Raw genomic sequence first — 17339 nt, 5'->3', positions numbered from 1 at the left:
GCGCTGGAGCTAGACAGTTATCGACGTTCAGTATTTCTTGAATAAAAAAACGGAGACCGAAGTCCCCGTTTATTTTTTATTAACCCATCCAAGAATCATTTCCCGGATCAGTTTGCTTGCTGTATTGGCTGTTTGTTCAGATGGATCATAGATGGGCGCAACCTCGACAAGGTCAGCTCCAACGACTTTAACATCTGAATGGGCAATTTCATGAATAGAAGCAAGAAGCTCTCTTGACGTAATGCCGCCTGCGTCGACTGTGCCTGTTCCCGGCGCGTGGGCAGGGTCCAGAACATCAATATCAATCGTTACATAGACCGGACGTCCTGCAAGCTTAGGAAGAATATCTTTCAATGGCTTATGCACTTCGAATTTTGAAATGTGCATGCCGACTTCCTTCGCCCACTGGAATTCTTCTTTCATGCCGGAACGGATGCCAAAAGAATAGATATTGCCAGGACCAATCAAATCAGCTGCTTTGCGGATTGGCGTTGAATGAGATAATGGCTCCCCTTCATAATCCACACGAAGGTCTGTATGGGCGTCCATGTGGATAATCGCCAAATCTGGATATTTTTTGTACATTGCTTTGATGACAGGCCAGGAAACCAAATGTTCTCCGCCCATGCCAAGCGGAAATTTATCCTCCGCCAGAAGCTGATCGATAAACTCCTCAATCATATCGATGCTTTTCTGCGGATTTCCGAATGGCAGCGGAATATCGCCGGCATCATAATATTTTACCTCTTCAAGCTCACGGTCCAGGTATGGGCTATACTCTTCAAGCCCGATTGACACTTCTCGGATACGGGCAGGGCCGAAACGGGAGCCCGGACGATAGCTGACTGTCCAGTCCATTGGCATTCCATAAATGACCGCTTCACTTTCCTCATAACTAGGATGGCTTTTAATAAACACATTGCCTGAATAGGCTTCATCAAAACGCACCAAGGTCATCCCTCACTTTTTATGTATTCAAGAAGGCTGCTCTGAAACGCAGCCTGTCCATTACTTCACTAAATCTGCAACAAATTTAGGCAATACAAATGCCGCTTTATGCAATTCTTTCGTATAGTATTTTGTTTCGATCTCATGGAAGCGATCTTCGCTTACTTCTAATGGATCGTATTTTTTAGATCCGATTGTGAACGCCCACATGCCGCTTGGGTAAGTAGGGATATTCGCAGTGTAAAGACGAGTGATTGGGAAAATTTCTTTCACATCGCGCTGTACGTTGCGGATAAGGTCCGCTTTGAACCAAGGGTTGTCAGACTGGGCCACAAAGATGCCGTCTTCTTTTAAGGCTTTAGAGATTCCAGCATAGAAGCCTTTCGTGAATAGATTTACCGCAGGTCCTACCGGCTCAGTTGAGTCAACCATGATCACGTCATATTCATTTTCGCTTTCGGCAATGTGCATGAAGCCATCACCTACCTGCACATCAACGCGAGGGTCATCAAGCTTGCCTGCAATCTCAGGAAGGAATTTTTTGAGTACTCAATAACCTTTCCATCGATATCCACAAGAGTCGCCTTTTTCACGCTTGGGTGCTTAAGGACTTCACGGATGACGCCGCCGTCACCGCCGCCAACAACAAGAACGTTTTCAGGGTTTGGATGTGTGAACAAAGGAATATGCGCAACCATCTCATGGTAAACAAACTCATCCTTGATTGAAGTCATAACCATGTCATCAAGAAGAAGCATATTGCCCCACTCTTCTGTTTCCACCATATCAAGCTTTTGGAATTCTGTCTGTTCTGTATGTAAAGTACGCTTCACCTTCATCGTGATGCCAAAGTTCTCTGTTTGTTTCTCTGTAAACCAAAGTCCCATTCTTTAATCATTCCTTCCATAAAAAAATGAATTATCACTAAAGAGCAGCAAAAAGCATTTTCATCTTTTATACTTCCCTAACATGCAAATAACAAACACAGAAAAAGTATAGATGAATCTAGCAAAATTGCAAGAAAAATTTCGCTAATTAGTAGAGAAAGATGTTTAAAATCGCTCTGTTTTTTCAATACTGATACATAGAGCACTTATTAGGGAATTATTTGGATACTTCGCCGCACTTATCGGTCAGCTTTTAATTTTATCGGCCACTTTGGAACCTTTATCGGTCAGTTTTTATCTTTTTGGTCACTTGGCGCTGTATCAACTTTTCACTATAAAAAACAGATAAATAGGGGGTGCTTGATATGGAATTAATGACGGATCAGCGTTTTCGAAAAACGATGAAATATTTGCGTGCGGTTCTCATTATTAGCTTAATAGGAATGGCTTTAGCCGCCGTGATGATCGGAGGCATTCTGGTATATGCCAAAATTTTGGGGCCGCCGCCGCTCGCTGTTCCGCAATCGACTTTATTTTTCTCGGATGATGGCACGGTTATCGGTGAAAGCAGCAACGGCCAAAAACGCTATTGGGCACCACTCGATGACATCAGCCCGCATTTAATTGATGCGACGGTCTCGATAGAGGATAAGAATTTTTTCGAGCACAATGGATTTGATTATAAAAGAATCGCAGGTGCCGCCCTCGCTGATATAAAGGCAATGGCCAAAGTTCAGGGTGCCAGCACCATCAGCCAGCAATATGCCCGCAACCTGTTTCTTGAACATGAAAAAACCTGGAAGCGGAAATTGCTTGAGGCCTTTTATACCATCAGGCTTGAGATGAATTATACGAAAAAGGAAATCCTTGAAGGCTATTTAAATACGATTTATTACGGCAATGGAGCTTACGGCGCACAGGCAGCAAGCCAGTTCTATTTCGGGAAGGATGCAAGTGAGCTGTCATTAGCTGAGGCTTCCATTTTATCCGGCATCCCTAAGGGTCCTGGCATCTACTCGCCATTTGCATCAGCAGAAAAAGCAGATCAGCGTCAGAAAGTGATTCTGCAGACGATGGTGAAGAACGGGCTCATCAGCCAAAAAGAAGCAGATCTTGCGGCAGCAGAAGAGCTTGAGCTGGTTGGCGAGCACATGCACCCAAGATCGAAAACAGCCCCATATTTTCAGGATGCTGTCCGCAATGCTCTTAAAACACAGCTGAATCTGGATGACCGTACGATTGAATTGGGCGGATTAAAGGTTTATACCACTTTGAATCTGAAGGAACAGGAAATCGCGGAAGAAACAATAGATAAGCTTATTTCAAAAGACTCGGAGATTCAGGTCGGAGTTGTTGCCATGAATCCGAAAAACGGGTATGTGAAAGCAATGGTTGGCGGACGTGATTATGAGGCAAGTCCCTTTAACCGTGCAGTCCAGGCAGTCAGGCAGCCAGGATCGACGATAAAGCCTCTTCTCTATTACGCGGCATTGGAGCAGGGCTTCACCCCTTCCACCCCAATCCGGAGCGAGCAGACGACTTTTCGGTTTGAAGACGGTACGCCGGACTACACACCGCATAACTTCAACAGCAAGTATGCGGATGACGATATCACAATGGCCCAGGCCCTTGCTCTATCTGACAATGTCTACGCGGTGAAAACTCATTTATTTTTAGGGGAAGAGACGCTTGTCAATACAGCCAAGAAATTTGGCATTACCTCTAAGATGGCGAAGGTGCCGTCCCTTGCACTCGGCACATCCGGCATGAGAGTCATTGAGCTTGCCAACGCTTACAGCATGTTCGCCAATGGAGGAAAAAAGATCTCCCCGGTACTGATTAAGCGTGTGGAGAACCATAAAGGCGAAGTCATCTACGAGCAGGAGCCATTCCAGATGAAGATTCTGAAGCCTGACCTTGCTTTCGTTATGACCCACATGATGACAGGTATTTTTGACCGGAAGCTGAACGGTTATGCCCAAGTAACGGGAAGCACAGTCATCAACGATATGACCCGCCCTTACGCCGGCAAGTCCGGTTCAACAGAAACAGACAGCTGGATGGCCGGCTTTACACCACAGCTTGTCACAGCGGTATGGACCGGCTATGACAAAGGCCAGGTCATTACAAAAACCGTTGATAAAACGTATGCCAAAAACATTTGGATCCGGTTCATGGAGGAAGCCCATAAAGGAAAGCCGGCCAAGGAATTCAAAGCGCCCAAAGATACAGTCGGCGTCTACATTGATCCATCCAACGGGAAAATTGCCGGGGAAAACTGCCCGGTCAAGCGCCTAACCTACTTCGCAGAAGGCACAGAACCTGCGGAATACTGTACAGACCACTTGAGCCATAAAGAAGAGAATAAAACTGAGCAGCCGGAAAAGAAGCCTGACACACCTTGGTATAAGAAACTGTTTCGGTGGGCTTCGTAACGGTGACAGGCATCTATACCACTTGTAAAACTGGTATAGGTGCCTGTCATTTTAATAAAAGTGAAAAACCCCGGGGTCCGAATCCCGGGGTTTTTCGTGTCCTAGTGCTATATTGTGCCTTCACACTGTTAAATAGTTTACTTTTTTTATTGGAATTGTACAAGTAGTTAGAAAATCACGTCAAAAAAATGTCACAATTTCGTCACAAAATTAGACTTTTTTCTAAATGGCTTGTAAATCTTTTTTTAGCTGTTCCGCTGATCTTTCCCACATGCCGGCGTCATGGTTTTTCAGGAAATCTGCCAGCACTTTTTGGATTTCTCGTCCATATGATCCACTATGATGTGTCTTTTAATCGATTTATCCATGCGGTTCACATGCTCTGGCAGCGATTTGTAGCCCCGGCGGATTTCTCTGTCGACCGTCATCTCACATGCAGTAACACCTGCATAATAAGCGCCTCCCTCTTTGCGGTCAATGGTGACCCAAATCAGCCAGTACGGCTTCCCGTTAGGCACTTCTTCTTTGGTTTTCAAAAACTTGATGCCTTTTTCAACAGGGCTGCGCGCATGCATGGCGCCCACTTCAATAGACGCCTCACCGGCATCCACATCAATAATAACCGGTGTCACATTATCAAGGCTCAGAGTCCCGACCCCAAAACCGCCATGTCCTTCAGTCGGGTCGCTCTTGATTATATTAAAATCGAGTTTCTTTTTCTTTTTTCTTCCATTTTCAAGTCCTCCTAAGCAAAAATTAGGCTCTTATTATTATGTCATAAATATTTCATAGAAAAAATCATTTAGGCCGCTCGCAAGTACCGGCAATACGGTGTTAAATATCGGCTGGATGGTGTATTGATCCAGCGGTGTAATGACAAGAATAAGGAAAATAACGGAGCCATACGCCTCAAACTGAGTCATTTTCGGGCGAATATGGGCTGGCGCCAAATCTTCAATAATTCTGTAGCCATCAAGCGGCGGAAACGGCAGCAGGTTGAATACAAACAGCACTAAATTCAGCTGAATAAAGATATTCAGGAAATCTGCCACAAACGCTGGAAATGAAGCTGCGAGTCCAGTTCCGGCAAGAGCATACCAGATGAAAAAACCCAGGACAGCCATCACCAGATTGGATATCGGTCCCGCAATTGAAACAGATATCCCGGCAAGCTTCGGATTTTTGAAAAAGAAGCGGTTGACCGGTACCGGCCTGGCCCATCCGAAACCGGCAATAAAAATCAGGATTGTTCCAATCGGATCCAGATGCTGCATGGGATTTAGTGTTAATCTGCCCTGATTTTTTGCAGTGGGATCTCCAAACTTATAAGCCACATAGGCATGGGCAAATTCATGGACCGTAAAGGCAATCATCAATGTTACCGCGACATAGGGAATCTCCCTGAGAGAAAACGCCAAAAATTGTTCCAAATGCCAAAACCCCTCTCCTGCCGGCTGAAATGCCAGGCTTTATTTATACATACTATGTAGGAAAAGCCGATGCTATTTACCTAAAAGTATACATGAACGCCTGAGCAAAGGGAATCAGGCTTGCACATTGCGAGAAAAAGTGGAAAAATACAAGCATAAATAGTGAGGAGGAAAAGAAAATGCCATACGTAACCGTTAAAATGCTTGAAGGCCGCACTGAAGAACAGAAAAAAGCGCTCGCTGAAAAAGTAACAGCTGCCGTAAGCGAAACGACTGGAGCCCCTGAAGATAAAATCGTCGTATTTATCGAAGAAATGTCCAAAAATCACTATGCTGTCGGCGGAAAACGCTTAAGCGATCAGTAGAATTGCGTAAAGAAGGCAGTTTTCCATTACGGAAGCTGCTTTTTTATGGTTTTTTGCATAATGAGAGGTTTTACTTGCGGATAAAGAAATTTATTTGTACATAGACCGATTTTACTTTCGCATAAAAAATCTTATTTGCACATAGTATGATTTTACTTTCGCATAAAAAAATTCCGTGCGGATAACCTGATTTATGTGCGGTAAGACTTTTTCAGCAAAAAGAAGAGCCAGGCGCTTAATGCAGCCCGGCTTTTTCTCTTAAGCTTCCAATATATTGATACGCCTGTTCCACTTCTTCATCCGTGTAGCGCTGTTTGCTTTTTAGGGTAAAGACTTTTTCTTTCACTTCTTCTTTTGGGAGGTCATTAAAATAAAGGACCGTTGAGACGAGTTCAAGGAATCTTGCATTCTGGCCGTTCATATCAAGCAGGCAATCCTGCAGACTGGGCATTTCGACTGCATTAATGTCCAGAAATTCCTTGCCGGTTTCAGTAAGGGTGTACCGATACTGGTAATAGCCGCCCTTTTTTCCTTTACTTCGTTTAAAAATCCCATGTTGCAGAGTTCTTCGACCCTTAGTGTCAATTCTTCCGAATATGGCCCGTAAAAGTGAAATTGAAATCTTTCCTGAAAGGGAAATGCGATGTTTTTGGCGATATAAATCATTTTCTGCAGCTTTTTCCGTCCCACGATTTCTTCAGAGACTGCAATGGCATGCATTAGTTTGGCGTGATCCTTTAACAAAGCTCTTCATCTCCTACTCCGTTTTTTCCCGTATCTATAGAAAACCAATTATGTAGTTTTAATCGATTTCCAGCAGCGTTCTAATCTGTTTTTTAATGTTTGGCTTTTTGCTGTCGTCTGCAATAAAATCAGCCGGATAGTAAAGCTTATGATCAGTGCGTCGCTTCCCGGAAATGGCATCCACGATCTCCGATTCGCGGGAAAGCTCGCGGATATCCCCATTTTTCAGCAGCAAATGGATCGGCAATCTTTCTTCTTCCTCGCCAGGACGGTAAAAATCATAAGGCAAATCAGATGAAGAATCGACGACCAGGTAATATTCCGGATCGATGCCTGCCTTTTTGAACAAAGCCGACAGCTCCGCCAGCTTCTTGTACTCTTTCGCCGGGTCGAATTCCACATATTTATATAAATTCCGGTCCATAAATCGGCAGCAGAGATCTTTCAGTATCGGATCTTCTTCCTCCTGCCACATCTGAAAATAATAAAGAATAATAGCTTCATCGAGCTTTATATAATCTTCAAGAGTGATTTCACCATTGAATAAAGAGTAAAAATGGATTGGATCATATTTAAACCTGTATTTCTGTTCATGCAAATCTTTCGCGCGATGAAGGATTTTGGTCAGGATCACCTCGGCACTGCGTGTAACCGGGTGAAAATACACCTGCCAATACATCTGATACCGGCTCATAATGTAATCCTCAACGGCATGCATCCCGCTCTGTTTGATCACGACCTGGTCTTCCCGCGGCCTCATGACACGCAGGATCCGCTCCATGTCAAAGTGGCCATAACTGACACCCGTAAAATAAGCATCCCGCTGCAGATAATCCATCCGGTCCGCATCAATCTGGCTGGAAATCAGGCTGACGACCAGCTTATTTTTAGAAGTTTTGGCAATCACATCTGCCACTTTCTGAGGAAAATCGGCACTTACCCTGGTGAGCACCTGATGGACCTCGGTATCGCCGAGAATGATTGCCCTCGTATAATGTTCATGATCGAGGTCGAATACTTTTTCGAAGGAGTGTGAGAACGGGCCGTGTCCCAAATCATGGAGAAGTGCCGCGCATAAGGTCAGGATGCGGTCTTCTTCATCCCATTCCGGCCTGCCCAAAAAGACGTCATCGGAAATGCGCCGCACAATCTCGTAAACTCCGAGCGAGTGGTTAAAGCGGCTATGCTCAGCACCATGGAAGGTTAAATAAGTTGTCCCGAGCTGCTTAATTCTTCTAAGACGCTGAAACTCTTTTGTCCCGATTAAATCCCAGATTACTCTGTCTCTTACGTGTATGTAACGATGAACGGGATCTTTAAATACTTTTTCCTCACTTAACTTTTCCGCTGAATATGCCATTCCGTACCCTCCGCTTTTCCTGTGTCCACGAGTTCCAAACCTGCTGTTCCCATTTTCTGGCGTATACCTATTATATCCCGATCACGGTGTCAATTCATCACAAAATTCTTTGTTTTTCATGGCTGTTCGACAGAAACCGCAATACAGCAATCATCTTCCCTGGAAATATTTTTCGACTTTTCTAAAAACGAATATTGCCTCCTAAGTCTATTTACCAATCGAAGCTCAATCATAAACTCAGGCAAAAAATAAAATCACCTCAGGACAGGAGTCAGGGTGATCTTTATTTTTTCAGCTTTTTATTAATTTTCTCCATCAATTCCTCTTCCGTCAGTGCGGCAAGGGGACGGTTATTGACGAAAGCAAATGTTTTTTTGCGGCCTGGCCCGCAATAGGACTGGCAGCCGACATCAATTTTTGCTTCAGGATCTATTTCTTTTAATCGCGGTATTAATGTCTTCAGATTTACAGCCTGACAATCGTCGCAAACACGAAATTCGTTTGCCATTTTATTACAACCCTTTCTGCGGTCAATCTTTTATATTATGCGCTCCCCGTTCCGGGAGCTTTAACAGCGCATGGCGCGCCTCGTCATCTTCTTCGTTAAAGCATATCCGCTGCAAAGCATTCCTATTCAGATAAAAAGGACTGCCCTGCCAACTGCTACAGGCTATTTTAAAACTTATCCAGCTCTATTGCAAGCTGTAATCATTAACTTGGGTGGTGAATCTTAGTAATCTTCACAAAACCGCCATACGTATCTAGCGAAAAATAAAATTTTAAAAAATCTACTATCCTTTTAATCACCTTTGTATAAAACCTGCCAAGTTTGTCCATCCTTTAACTAAGGCAACAGCAAAAAGTAATAATTTAGGGAGTTGAGGTTACATGAAAATACGTCAGGACGCTTGGACAGATGAAAACGATTTATTGCTGGCAGAAACTGTTTTGCGGCATGTGAGGGAAGGCAGCACTCAGTTAAACGCTTTTGAGGAAGTTGGGGACAAGCTGAACCGCACATCTGCGGCATGCGGATTCCGCTGGAACGCTGTAGTGAGGCACCAGTATGAAAAAGCACTTCAATTAGCCAAGAAACAGCGCAAGCAGAGACAAAGAATGCTAGGAAAGGATCAGGGCGGCAAAAAGAAACTCTTATACTCTCCGCCGGTTCCAACTATGCAGGAGGTTGAAGCAGCGCCAATTAAGACAAATGCGGTCCTACCGCCATCACCGGCAGATTTTTACGAAGAGCGCACAGAGGATGAATCGCATACCCAAACAGAGACGGTCTCATCCTTCACCTATTCAGAGCCGGTTTATACTGCGCCTGCACAGCTGGATATGGATACCGTTATCACATACTTGCAAACATTGAATCATTCAGGCATTCAGCTTGATATACTAAAGAGTGAGAATGAAAGATTGAAGCGGGAAAATGCCGATCTCAGAAGCCGAAACGAAGAGCTTGAAGGCAAAATCGGCGAATTGGAGCAGAATACGGTAACCATTCAGGAAGATTACGAGACACTGATGAAAATCATGAACAGAGCCCGCAATTTTGTTCTGTTTGATGAAGAAGAAAGGCCGGCATCCAAGTTTAAAATGGACCGCAACGGCAATTTGGAAAGAGTAGCTGAATAAGAAAAACTAAAAGCGCCTTGCCCGCCCAAGGGTGCAGGCGCTGAAAATTCTAAAACAAAAAAGGTGTTCCCGGCAGCGGGAGCAGGAGAAAATGGCAGCAATTCCTTTCAAGGAGGGCCGCAGATCGTTTATGACTGCGGCTCTTCTTTTATTTATTCGCTGCCAAGTACTTTCTCATTCCGTTCTATCACACGGCGGTAATAGGCTTCAAACAGGCCTGCTTCCACATTTGTCAGCTGCCCTGCATAAAGGCGGCCTGCTTTCTTTTTCAATGACTGCAAAAAGCGTAGCATCACATCCTGTACCGTCAGTTCTGTACCCAGCAATTCCGATAGTGATGCCATCACAGCCGGCTGAATTTCAGGGTACTGGAACTTTGTCTGTTCTTCTTTTTTAGCAAGAGAATAGAATTTGCCAATCAAATCGGCCCGCTCACTTCCACTGCCATCCACGCACAGATAGATCTGGACCGCCACGCCATTGCGGAGGCGCCTTTGCGAGATGCCGGCAAACTTTTGTCCCCCGATGCTTAAATCATAGCTTCCCGGGCAATAGGAGCCGACAATTTCACGCGCTTCTATTTCTATATGAAAATCGAAAAACATCTCTTGGATGAGCATCCACATCGCATCATATCCGCGGTTTATATCAATTCCCTTTTCACTTTCAGGAAAAATCAGCGAAATATTCAGGACCCCTTGATCCAGGACAACTGCCAGGCCGCCGGAATTTCGTACAATCACTTCGTACCCCTGGCTCTTTAAAGACTGGATGCCTTCAGTTAAAAAAGGCAGCTTCGTATCCTGGATTCCAAGCACAATGGTATTATGGTGAACCCATGTCCTCGCGGTCGCAGGCGCCTCACCCGATCCGACAGAAGCACATAGTGTATCGTCCATCCCGAAAGAGTGCAGGGCATTTAAGTGGATGCCTGCAGCAGACTGGTCAATAACCCTCCATTCTTCCTGAAACAGTAAGTCTTGTAGCGAATTCATCTTCATTTGATCCCCTTTTGCCGATATTCGAGTTAATCGGCAGAATTTATCTATTTAACGGCCAAATCAGCTGGTTTATCAGCCTAAGTTATAGTTTTATCGGCCAAATATGGCATTTTAGCGGCCAAACTTGAGCCTTTATCGGCCAAAGGCCCATAACAGATACATTATAGCAAAAAAGCCAGTCACAAGGGACCGGCTTCTAAGCTGCTGTATTATTGATGTAAAGCTTGAGCTGCAGTAATTAAAGCAAGCTTGTAAACGTCTTCCTCGTTGCAGCCGCGGGACAGGTCATTAACCGGACGGTTCAAGCCTTGAAGGATTGGTCCCACTGCCTCGAAGTTTCCTAGGCGCTGGGCAATTTTGTAGCCGATGTTTCCGGCTTCCAGGCTAGGGAAAACAAATACATTTGCATCTCCCTGGATTGGTGAATCCGGAGCTTTTTCTCAGCTACCGATGGAACGAATGCTGCATCAAACTGGAATTCCCCATCGATGATTAAAAGCGGATCGCGAACTTTAGCCGCTTCAAGTGCCGCCGCAACTTTTTCCGTTTCAGGTGACTTGGCAGATCCCTTTGTTGAGAAGCTCAGCATGGCCACACGCGGTTCGATATCGAACATTCTGGCTGTTTTCGAGCTTTCAATCGCGATTTCCGCCAGGTCCTGGCTGTCCGGTGAGATGTTGATGGCACAATCGGCAAAAACATATTTCTCACCGTCACGGACCATGATGAATACACCAGATGTTTTGCGCACGCCTTCTTTTGTTTTAATGATTTGAAGAGCCGGGCGCACTGTGTCAGCTGTTGAATGGGCAGCTCCGCTCACAAGGCCGTCTGCTTTGTTCGCATAGACAAGCATGGTTCCAAAATAGTTTTCATCAAGAAGGATCCTGCGTGCATCTTCTTCTGTCGCTTTGCCTTTGCGTCTTTCAACAAATGCAGCCACAAGCTCATCCATCATTAAAAAGTTATTCGGGTCATAAATTTCAGCTGATTCCAGGCTGATATCCATGTCTTTTGCTTTTGCTTCAATTTCTGCGATGTTTCCAATAAGGATCGGAGTGATGATTTTTTCCGCAGCCAATCTTCCTGCAGCCGCTAAAATACGCTCATCCTGTCCTTCCGGAAAAACGATTCTTAAATTCTGCCCTGTTACTTTTTCTTTCAATACTGTGAATAAATCACTCATGCTAATTCCTCCTACGGCACTAAATTTCCGTTCAATTCAATAGAAATTCTCCTATATACTCCCTTAGAATACTCCTCATCCTAAGAATTTCAAGGAGTTCACATACTGTTAGCGTTTACAACAAAAAAGTTTTTGTTTTCGGTAAATTTCCAATAATAAATATCCTTCTGACAGTCCACCTTTATACCTTTTTTAAGATATCCATAATCCCCTCTTTGTAAACGGGAATTTGCGGTGACAGGCACCTATGCCAGTTCGGCAAATTGGTATAGGTGCCTGTCACCCTGCTGAATTCCAACATTTCAAGTTTTGTACACATGTTAATTGGAGAAACTATGTTATAGTAATGATGAGAATTTTAGTACATATTAGGAGTGATTATAATGAGTGAAGCAGCAGTAACGCTTGATGGCTGGTATTGTTTACATGACTTCCGCACAGTTGATTGGACAACTTGGAAAATGGCTCCCAGCGAAGAGCGTCAGGCAGCGATCCACGAATTTATGGCCCTAGTGGACAAGTGGAATACAACACAAAGCGGGAAAAACGGCAGCCATGCCCTTTATACAATTGTCGGCCAAAAAGCTGATTTTATGATGATGATCTTAAGGCCTACAATGGAAGAGCTAAATGAAATTGAAAACGAATTCAACAAAACTAAGTTAGCTGAATTCACGATCCCTGCTCATTCATATGTTTCTGTTGTCGAGCTGAGCAACTACCTGCCGGCAGGAGAAGATCCTTACCAGAATCCTCAGATCCTGGCACGCCTTTACCCAGAACTTCCGAAAGCAAAGCATGTCTGCTTCTATCCGATGGACAAGCGCCGCCAGGGCAATGACAACTGGTACATGCTTCCGATGGAAGACCGCCGCAATATGATGCGCAGCCACGGCATGATCGGGCGCCAGTATGCAGGAAAGGTAAAGCAGATCATCACAGGTTCAGTCGGCTTCGACGATTACGAATGGGGCGTTACCCTCTTCTCTGATGATGTTCTTCAGTTTAAAAAGCTTGTTTATGAAATGCGCTTCGATGAAGTCAGTGCCCGCTACGGTGAATTCGGCTCCTTCTTCGTTGGCAACATCCTTGAAGAGGACAAGGTTGAAAAATTCCTTCACGTATAATGTTTAAAACTCCCGGCTTCTGCTGGGAGTTTTTCTTTTTCCGGAGGTCATAAAAAAACATGCCTCTACATAGTAATGAAATAGTGAGTTTCTCTTATACCTAAGCAATTCTCTTATCCGCAGCATCATGGCTTATTAAAGAGAGGTGAAGAGATTGGAGTTATCCCTTACACCGAGGAAGATGTTAAGCTCCTCGGCCGGCTCATGCGTGCGATGGGAAGCACGGCATGCTGATGGTTGGGAATGTGAGGGGTTAACCGTGTCCGGGGTGAATGTCTGGGCCTTCAAGGATACCTGCTCCATCAGGAGAATGGTCTATCAGAACCCAAGCGGGATTGAAGCCAACCAAAAAGGCAATTTTTATCAAGGTGCGCGGCAGTGAGATTGACCTCGCCCGCAAAGTAATAAGCGGTCACCAACACTACTCTGCCAGCAGTGCATTATGGTTCTTTCGGCCACAAGGCAGCTGCCCGGCCCAATGGTACAGCCAAGGGAATGCCGGACGGTTTATAGCCCATTGCTTTTATAAATCTACCCCGCAGGACTGTCCGACAGTCTACTAGCAATGCGGATAGAAATGGCTGATTTTAATTTTAGGAGGGAAAAAATTGAGTCAATCAAATTATGGTCAATACCCTTTTTATGGTTACCAGCAGCAGCGTTACACGGACGGCACCCAAATGCCTCAGAACTTTCAGGGCCAGCCGCAGGGTCAGCCGCAGTTCCAGCCCGTTCAAACAGGCGGAACAATTCCGGGTACGAGTTCGGGCGGGATGTTTCCAGGTGCAGGCGCCGGCGGCGGTATGGGTGCCCCTTCAGCTGCTCCTTCTATTCCAGGCATGCTCCCGCTTGAACAATCCTACATCGAAAATATTCTTCGCCTGAACAGAGGAAAACTCGCGACTGTTTATGCAACATTCGAAAACAATACGGAATGGAACGCCAAAATATTTAAAGGCATCATTGAAGCAGCCGGACGGGATCACTTGATACTGAGCGATCCGCAAACAGGCCAACGCATCCTTCTTCCAATGATCTACTTAGACTATGTAACATTTGATGAAGAAATAGAATATGAATATCCGTTTGGCGGAGGGCAAGGAATGTCGCAATATTCGCCGAGGTAATGAAAAAGGAGCTTTGACCCCGTCAAAGCTCCTTTCCTATTATAAATATTTTACCGCCGCAATGATCAGCAGCACCCAAGCCGCAAGGAAAGAGACTCCGCCAAGCGGGGTGATGGCACCCAACACGCTGATTTTTGTTAATGTTAAAACATATAAGCTTCCTGAGAAAAGGATAATGCCGATCAGCATCAGCCAGCCTGACCAGGATAATAAAGATGTCGCCGGCAATTTGCCAAGCAGGACGCCAATAATCAAAAGGCCTGTTGCGTGGAACATCTGGTAGGTTACACCTGTTTTCCATATCTCCAAATACTTCGGCTCCACTTTCCCCTCAAGCCCATGCGCTCCGAATGCACCTAATGCAACTGCTAAAAAAGCATTAATGGCTCCAATTATAATAAATAGCTTCATAATCCCCTGCACCTCTTATCGTTTTATTAAAAATCGAATAATGAATCGCCGTTTGCCTCATCTTCCATCTGCATTTTCTTTGGCTGCAGACCCGCTGGCTGAGCCGCAGGCGGTGCATTGTATGTATGGCTAATAGAAGCAACAGCAGACACACTTCCTGTATCCGACTCTTCCAAAACCAGCTCGCATAATGACTTGATCGCCTGCACTCTTTCTCTTATTCTGGCGTCTGAAGAGCTGCTTTTTGCTTCCAGCAATTCCTTTTCCATCTTCCCTAAAAGCTTCTGAACAGAGATATTCATTCTCTACACCTCTTTCTGTAAAAAAGCACAAGCGCCTTGCCACCCTCTACCCTCAAGTGTCAGGCTGCTTCTGCTAGACAATTCCTGAAGTCCAAAAAAAGTATACATTCTTTTTAAAAAATCGCCAATGTTACCGGCCATATAAAGTTTATCAGTTTTCCTTTTCAAAACGCAAACAAGGATGGCCAGATGCCCGGAAAACTTCGAGAGAGGGCATCCGCCTGGTTTTAAAGAAAAGCGGACGCGCCTTTCGCCCACCCCCAACCCTGGAGGGGGTAGGCGCTGAGCTAGACAGGGTAAACTGAAAAGCCCTGCAGCCTTTTGGATAGTACCGGTCCCAGTAACACAGAATTATTTGCATTTAAAACAAGCCATTTTCTGTGAACTCATTTTCCTTTCCCTTCTCGAACATGCATATTTCGAGCACTTCTCTTATTCTCTTACACGAAACGGTATGTTTCACGTGAAACATGACGAAAAGAATCAGAGATCATGAATCTGCCAGTCAATGGGCTCCTCCCCAAGCTCTTGTAATATCTCATTCGTTCTTGAAAATGGCCTGCTGCCAAAGAACCCTTTTCTCGCCGAAAATGGACTTGGATGCGGCGATTTTACTATATAGTGTTTAGAAGCATCAATCAGCACTTCTTTTTCCTGAGCCGGTTTGCCCCATAAAATAAAAACCACGGGCTTTTCCCTCTCATTCAGTTTTTGTATAACCGTGTCGGTGAAAGTTTCCCATCCTTTCCCCTTATGCGAGTGCGCCTGCCCTTTGCGGACGGTCAGAACGGTATTTAAGAGCAGCACTCCTTCTCGGGCCCATTTTAATAGATAGCCATTGTTTGGCACCTCGAAGCCCAGGTCATCCTGCATTTCCTTGAATATATTTTTCAGCGAAGGAGGCAGCTTTACATCAGGCTGTACCGAAAAGCTCAATCCATGTGCCTGCCCCGGCCCATGATAAGGATCCTGCCCCAATATTACTGCCTTTGCGTCTTTATAAGCTGTATATTGGAGCGCATTGAAAATATCCTCCTGCCTCGGATAAATGGTTTGCTCCTCATATTCTTTTTTAAAAATTCACGAAGATGGAGATAATAAGGTTTCTCGAATTCCTCTGCCAAAATCTCCTGCCAGTCATTGCTTAAGATACGCTTCATCCGCCAACTCTCCCTCCTCTTATTTGAAAAGTCCTATTCTTAATACCCATTGGTTATCATGGCATAATCTTTCATTCTTGCATACATGTTTAAAATTTTTTAGAACGGATATGTAATAAATATAACGGCAGGACATGCTGCCATTTAAATAAATCTGCAAATCTTTTAAGGAGGATGTTATATATGTATAAAATTAAAGTTGTTGAAAATGGTGTACAGGCTACAGATACGATTGGAATGCTGCAAAGCCAGGGATTCAATAAGGAAAACATCTATATTTTCGCACATGACAAGGATCGCTCAGAGCACCTTTCTGACGCGACGGATACAGGCGAAGTCGGCATGAAGGAGCAGGGCCTACTCGATTCTGTCGGCAACGTGTTCAAAAAACGCGGAGATGAGCTTCGTACAAAATTTGAATCTGTTGGGTTAACGACGGTAGAAGCAGAACAATATGAAAAAGTATTGGATGAAGGCAAGTTAGTTATTGTAGGTACAGACGAAGTAAAATAATTAGAAAAGCGGAGGCGTTTTTCCTTCTGGAAGGAAACGACTTATGACCCCGAGTCCCTAGGAGCCGAAACTAGACAAGCTTGTGACCTCGAGGGGGTAGGCGCTGGAGCAGCTAGACAGTATAAAAAAGCGATGAAAAATTTTTCATCGCTTTTTTTATGCCCTTAAAACATCCAAACCCATAGCCCAATCAGCAGAGCCGGGTATAGCACATACCACCAGACTCTGGTTATATTGACTTTTGACAGGATGAAAAAACCAGTTCAGGCAGCACAATCAAACCAGCCTGAACCCAGATGAAAGTGCTAAAATGCTCCGGTGCTGCAATGCCTTCCCCTGTCGCCCAGTCCCCGCTATTGAATAAAAAATAGAAAAAGTTCAGGAATGGGAGAATGATAGCGAAAAGAATCCGGCTTATATGCACGATTAGATCTGCAGGACGCTTGGTTTTATACATAGGGGTAACCGGAATGATAAAGCTGTAAAGGATCAGGACCATCCCTATAAAATTGACCAGCAGCTGGTCAAACAAATAGCCGAAAAAATACATGAATGTAATCATTATTAACCTCTTCTGTCTTTTTGTCTTTATTTTACAAAAAAGGAAGGGGCTTATATATAATGAAAAAGCACTAGTTTATCGGACTCTTACTGACCGTAAAGGCCAAAACGCCACGTCCTGTGGGCCCCAACTAAACAGAA

At 44.6% G+C, this 17339-nt stretch carries 14 protein-coding genes and 6 pseudogenes; 7 read left to right on the top strand and 13 right to left on the bottom strand.

The genetic code is table 11. The features are described from left to right. Positions 1 to 69 precede the first annotated feature (69 nt). Entirely contained in the window at positions 70 to 948 is an 879-nt protein-coding gene (speB, locus tag M5V91_RS23285; RefSeq protein ID WP_026041615.1) for an agmatinase, read from the bottom strand. Positions 949 to 1008: 60 nt separating this feature from the next. Continuing rightward, a pseudogene (gene speE / locus M5V91_RS23280) lies at positions 1009 to 1835 on the bottom strand (spermidine synthase). A gap of 365 nt (positions 1836 to 2200) precedes the next feature. Between speE and M5V91_RS23275 the strand changes: the two are divergent. Next, complete coding sequence (locus tag M5V91_RS23275; RefSeq protein ID WP_251174330.1) at positions 2201 to 4270, top strand: transglycosylase domain-containing protein; 2070 nt, start codon at positions 2201 to 2203, stop codon at positions 4268 to 4270. A gap of 222 nt (positions 4271 to 4492) precedes the next feature. Here M5V91_RS23275 and M5V91_RS23270 read toward each other — a convergent pair. Next, positions 4493 to 4968, bottom strand: a pseudogene (locus M5V91_RS23270) (YwhD family protein). A 72-nt stretch (positions 4969 to 5040) separates the two neighbouring features. Further along, the gene (locus M5V91_RS23265) at positions 5041 to 5700 is read right to left on the bottom strand and encodes a site-2 protease family protein (protein WP_019380571.1); all 660 of its coding nucleotides are present in this window, start codon (positions 5698 to 5700) and stop codon (positions 5041 to 5043) included. A gap of 179 nt (positions 5701 to 5879) precedes the next feature. Here M5V91_RS23265 and thmT point away from each other — a divergent pair, with 179 nt between their 5' ends. Next, complete coding sequence (gene thmT / locus M5V91_RS23260; RefSeq protein WP_009332324.1) at positions 5880 to 6065, top strand: 2-hydroxymuconate tautomerase; 186 nt, start codon at positions 5880 to 5882, stop codon at positions 6063 to 6065. 235 nt (positions 6066 to 6300) lie between these two features. Here thmT and M5V91_RS23255 read toward each other — a convergent pair. The 3 genes and pseudogenes from M5V91_RS23255 to M5V91_RS23245 all read right to left on the bottom strand — a co-directional run bounded on the left by M5V91_RS23255 (position 6301) and on the right by M5V91_RS23245 (position 8677). Next, positions 6301 to 6809: pseudogene (locus M5V91_RS23255) on the bottom strand (YwgA family protein). A 58-nt stretch (positions 6810 to 6867) separates the two neighbouring features. Next, positions 6868 to 8169, bottom strand: a complete 1302-nt coding sequence (locus tag M5V91_RS23250) for an HD domain-containing protein (RefSeq protein ID WP_009332327.1) — start codon at positions 8167 to 8169, stop codon at positions 6868 to 6870. 283 nt (positions 8170 to 8452) lie between these two features. Next, positions 8453 to 8677: a YuzB family protein gene (locus M5V91_RS23245; protein ID WP_009332328.1), complete on the bottom strand. Its 225-nt coding sequence runs from the start codon at positions 8675 to 8677 to the stop codon at positions 8453 to 8455. Positions 8678 to 9057: 380 nt separating this feature from the next. On the opposite strand from M5V91_RS23245, the gene M5V91_RS23240 reads away from it, so the two are divergent. Continuing rightward, a complete protein-coding gene (locus M5V91_RS23240; RefSeq protein ID WP_009332329.1) occupies positions 9058 to 9810 on the top strand; it encodes an RsfA family transcriptional regulator in 753 nt (250 codons plus the stop codon). Between the two features lie 152 nt (positions 9811 to 9962). Here M5V91_RS23240 and lipL read toward each other — a convergent pair whose 3' ends face one another. Both lipL and pta read right to left on the bottom strand, forming a co-directional pair. Further along, the gene (gene lipL / locus M5V91_RS23235) at positions 9963 to 10805 is read right to left on the bottom strand and encodes an octanoyl-[GcvH]:protein N-octanoyltransferase (protein ID WP_034296184.1); all 843 of its coding nucleotides are present in this window, start codon (positions 10803 to 10805) and stop codon (positions 9963 to 9965) included. Between the two features lie 215 nt (positions 10806 to 11020). Continuing rightward, positions 11021 to 11997, bottom strand: a pseudogene (gene pta / locus M5V91_RS23230) (phosphate acetyltransferase). Between the two features lie 383 nt (positions 11998 to 12380). Between pta and hemQ the strand changes: the two are divergent. From hemQ to gerQ, 3 genes and pseudogenes are all read left to right on the top strand, one after another. After that, a complete protein-coding gene (gene hemQ / locus M5V91_RS23225) occupies positions 12381 to 13124 on the top strand; it encodes a hydrogen peroxide-dependent heme synthase (RefSeq protein ID WP_009332332.1) in 744 nt (247 codons plus the stop codon). 153 nt (positions 13125 to 13277) lie between these two features. Beyond that, positions 13278 to 13687 (top strand): annotated as a pseudogene (locus tag M5V91_RS23220) (cell wall hydrolase). 45 nt (positions 13688 to 13732) lie between these two features. Further along, positions 13733 to 14251: a spore coat protein GerQ gene (gene gerQ / locus M5V91_RS23215; protein ID WP_251174332.1), complete on the top strand. Its 519-nt coding sequence runs from the start codon at positions 13733 to 13735 to the stop codon at positions 14249 to 14251. Positions 14252 to 14290: 39 nt separating this feature from the next. Here gerQ and M5V91_RS23210 read toward each other — a convergent pair whose 3' ends face one another. From M5V91_RS23210 to M5V91_RS23200, 3 genes and pseudogenes are all read right to left on the bottom strand, one after another. Then, on the bottom strand, positions 14291 to 14662 hold the full coding sequence (locus tag M5V91_RS23210; RefSeq protein WP_009332334.1) for a DUF423 domain-containing protein: 372 nt from the start codon (positions 14660 to 14662) through the stop codon (positions 14291 to 14293). 26 nt (positions 14663 to 14688) lie between these two features. Beyond that, complete coding sequence (locus M5V91_RS23205; protein WP_009332335.1) at positions 14689 to 14964, bottom strand: YwdI family protein; 276 nt, start codon at positions 14962 to 14964, stop codon at positions 14689 to 14691. 483 nt (positions 14965 to 15447) lie between these two features. Further along, positions 15448 to 16124 (bottom strand): annotated as a pseudogene (locus M5V91_RS23200) (uracil-DNA glycosylase). Between the two features lie 183 nt (positions 16125 to 16307). Here M5V91_RS23200 and M5V91_RS23195 point away from each other — a divergent pair. Next, positions 16308 to 16637, top strand: a complete 330-nt coding sequence (locus M5V91_RS23195; protein WP_251174333.1) for a YflT domain-containing protein — start codon at positions 16308 to 16310, stop codon at positions 16635 to 16637. Between the two features lie 229 nt (positions 16638 to 16866). On the opposite strand, the gene M5V91_RS23190 is transcribed toward M5V91_RS23195, so the two are convergent. Further along, positions 16867 to 17199: a hypothetical protein gene (locus M5V91_RS23190; RefSeq protein WP_284521518.1), complete on the bottom strand. Its 333-nt coding sequence runs from the start codon at positions 17197 to 17199 to the stop codon at positions 16867 to 16869. Between the last annotated feature and the right edge of the window lie 140 nt (positions 17200 to 17339).

The sequence above is a fragment of the Cytobacillus pseudoceanisediminis genome (genome assembly GCF_023516215.1).
Taxonomy (GTDB): Bacteria; Bacillota; Bacilli; order Bacillales; family Cytobacillaceae; genus Cytobacillus; species Cytobacillus pseudoceanisediminis.
The sequence above is the reverse complement of the archived record's forward strand: the minus strand, read 5'-3'. Positions and strand labels throughout refer to the sequence as shown.

Coding starts and splice junctions, on each gene's coding strand:
- M5V91_RS23195 (WP_251174333.1), top strand. CDS start 16,308: ATGTATAAAATTAAAGTTGTTGAAAATGGTGTACAGGCTACAGATACG.
- M5V91_RS23210 (WP_009332334.1), bottom strand. CDS start 14,662: ATGAAGCTATTTATTATAATTGGAGCCATTAATGCTTTTTTAGCAGTT.
- M5V91_RS23245 (WP_009332328.1), bottom strand. CDS start 8,677: ATGGCAAACGAATTTCGTGTTTGCGACGATTGTCAGGCTGTAAATCTG.
- hemQ (WP_009332332.1), top strand. CDS start 12,381: ATGAGTGAAGCAGCAGTAACGCTTGATGGCTGGTATTGTTTACATGAC.
- lipL (WP_034296184.1), bottom strand. CDS start 10,805: ATGAATTCGCTACAAGACTTACTGTTTCAGGAAGAATGGAGGGTTATT.
- M5V91_RS23275 (WP_251174330.1), top strand. CDS start 2,201: ATGGAATTAATGACGGATCAGCGTTTTCGAAAAACGATGAAATATTTG.
- M5V91_RS23190 (WP_284521518.1), bottom strand. CDS start 17,199: ATGATTACATTCATGTATTTTTTCGGCTATTTGTTTGACCAGCTGCTG.
- M5V91_RS23205 (WP_009332335.1), bottom strand. CDS start 14,964: ATGAATATCTCTGTTCAGAAGCTTTTAGGGAAGATGGAAAAGGAATTG.
- M5V91_RS23250 (WP_009332327.1), bottom strand. CDS start 8,169: ATGGCATATTCAGCGGAAAAGTTAAGTGAGGAAAAAGTATTTAAAGAT.
- thmT (WP_009332324.1), top strand. CDS start 5,880: ATGCCATACGTAACCGTTAAAATGCTTGAAGGCCGCACTGAAGAACAG.
- M5V91_RS23240 (WP_009332329.1), top strand. CDS start 9,058: ATGAAAATACGTCAGGACGCTTGGACAGATGAAAACGATTTATTGCTG.